General features: G+C 62.4%; 2 protein-coding genes and 1 pseudogene. All 3 read right to left on the bottom strand.

Annotated elements, in window-relative coordinates:
- On the bottom strand, nucleotides 1–669 hold a 669-nt coding region (locus tag EOA29_RS33975; protein WP_145969971.1), incomplete at its 3' end, for a substrate-binding domain-containing protein.
- A 71-nt stretch (nucleotides 670–740) separates the two neighbouring features.
- Entirely contained in the window at nucleotides 741–1,655 is a 915-nt protein-coding gene (locus EOA29_RS33970; RefSeq protein WP_126091993.1) for a sugar phosphate isomerase/epimerase, read from the bottom strand.
- A 17-nt stretch (nucleotides 1,656–1,672) separates the two neighbouring features.
- A pseudogene (locus tag EOA29_RS33965) lies at nucleotides 1,673–2,185 on the bottom strand (mannitol dehydrogenase family protein); the annotation flags it as partial.

The following is a 2,185-nucleotide window of genomic DNA, read 5'->3' as shown; positions in this document are numbered from 1 at the left end:
GACGTTGTCGATGCCGGAGGTCCAGATGCCGTTGATCGGCGCTCCCGTGGCGAGGAAGGAGAGGATCTGCTGCTTGCCCTGGTCCTGCTGCCAGCCGGTGAAGACTTCCTGCGCGACCTTCACGTCGGGAAATTCGGCGAGCGCTTTCTTGAAGCCTTTGTCGCGGTCGCTGTCGGCGGAGGCGCCGGCGGCGCCGCGCATATAGAGCACATCGCCCTTGCCGCCCATCTGCTGGAACAGCCACTTGGCGCCGAGATAGGCGTACTGCTCCTGGTTGTTGGAGATGATGTAGGCAGACGGCTCGGTTACCGCCTGGTCGACGGCGACGACGACGATGCCGGCCTTGGTCGCTTCTTCCAGACCGGCCTTGATGCCGGCCGGATCGGCCGGATTGACGACGATGGCGTTGACCTTGGCGCTGATCAGGTTGCGGATGTCCTCGAGCTGGCCGGCGGCGTCGGTGTTGCGGTGGGCGATGTTGAGCTTCGCCACCTCGCCGGAAGCGAGCGCCTGCGCCTTCATGGCGCAGATCATCTCCTCGCGCCAGCCATTGCCCTGCACGGTGTTGGAAATGCCAATCGTGTATTTGCCTTCGGCGGACGAGACGCCCACCCAGGCAAGCAAGGCGGCACCTGCCAGTAGCGGGGCCATGGTCAGGTATGTCTTCATTTCAGTACTCCTCCACATTGACTGTCAGTTGCAGTTCCAGGGCTCCGATGCGATTGGAGCCAAGCCTTTCGTCATTTGACGAAGGGGCGCAGCACGTCGCGGGCAAGCAGGAAACCGCGCTTCACCTTGTCGTCGCTCCCCTCGAACCGGCGGTCCTCATGCTCGATGATGACCGGTCCGTCATATCCGGCCCGGTAGAGGCCCGAAAAGATGGTGCTCCAGTTGATGTCGCCCAGCCCCGGCATGCGCGGCACCTGCCAGCCTATGCCGGCGGAAAGAATTCCGCGCTCGTACAAACCATCATGATCAATCATCAGGTCCTTGGCATGCACATGCAGCATGTGCGGGCCGAACTCGCGGATGAAGCGCTCCTTGTCGATCATCTGCCAGACGAGATGCGAAGGGTCGAAATTCATGCCGACGTCACCGCTCCAGGCTTCGAGGATGCGGCGCCAGACATAGGGTGAATAGGCGATGTTGTGCCCGCCCGGCCATTCGTCATAGCTGAAGATCATCGGGCAGTTCTCGAAGGCGAGTTTTACGCCATGATCGCGCGCATGGGCGATGATCGCGGGCCAGACCTTTTGCGCATCTTCCCAATTGGCGTCGACAGTCTTCGAGGCATCGCCGCCGCAGAAGGTGTTGACCAGCGAAACGCCCATGCGGCTCGCCAGCACGATCACCTTCTTCAGGTGGTCGATAACGGCCTCGCGATGCTTCTCATCGGGATGCAGGGGATTGGGATAGAAGCCGAGGCCGGAGATCGTCAGGCCCTTGCCGGCAAGCGAGGCTGCGATGTCCTTGGCTTCCGAGGCCGAGATGCCGGCGGCGTCGATATGGCTGGTGCCGGCATAGCGTCGGCTGGCGCCCGATGCCTTCGGCCAGCAGGCAATCTCCAGCGCTTCGAAGCCGACCGAGCGCGCCCAGTCGGCGACTTCGCTAAGCGAAGTATCGGGAAATGGTGCCGTGAGCAGTCCAAGCTTCATGATGCCTCCCTCTTTTACTATGCAGATCGCGCTGGTCGCTTCAACCGCGCATCTATTGGGTCAGCGCGGACATGTCTGACAAAGGCCATCGGATCGTCTGAGAGCAGTCCATCGAGGCCGGCGACGACATTTGCGCGGAACATGTCGCTGGCGGCGAGTGAACGATCGAAGATGGCATTGATCGCAAGGATTGCATTGGCCAATTCCTTGCTGTCGGCACCCACGCGGTCGGCAATCTCCGCGATCTTTTCGGCGAAGGGATCGGACACCTGCCAGGCCCGGCCGAAGCGTGCCGATGCCTTGATCAGATAGGCCATCCAGCCGGCGACCGGGACCGACAGCAGCGTGATGTTGTCGCCTTTCGCCAGGCGGTCGCGGATCGGGTTGAGCAGGCGCTGGACGATCTTCTGCGAGCCATCGGTGGCGATCTGGTGATTGCGATGGCGGATTGCCGTGTTGGTGAGGCGAGCCAGGCTCTGCTCGACATAGGCGGCCGGCGAGATGCCGGGCACCGGCATCAGCGTCGGCAG

Source organism: Mesorhizobium sp. M1E.F.Ca.ET.063.01.1.1 (assembly GCF_003998155.1).
Taxonomy (GTDB): Bacteria; Pseudomonadota; Alphaproteobacteria; order Rhizobiales; family Rhizobiaceae; genus Mesorhizobium.
The sequence above is the reverse complement of the archived record's forward strand: the minus strand, read 5'-3'. Positions and strand labels throughout refer to the sequence as shown.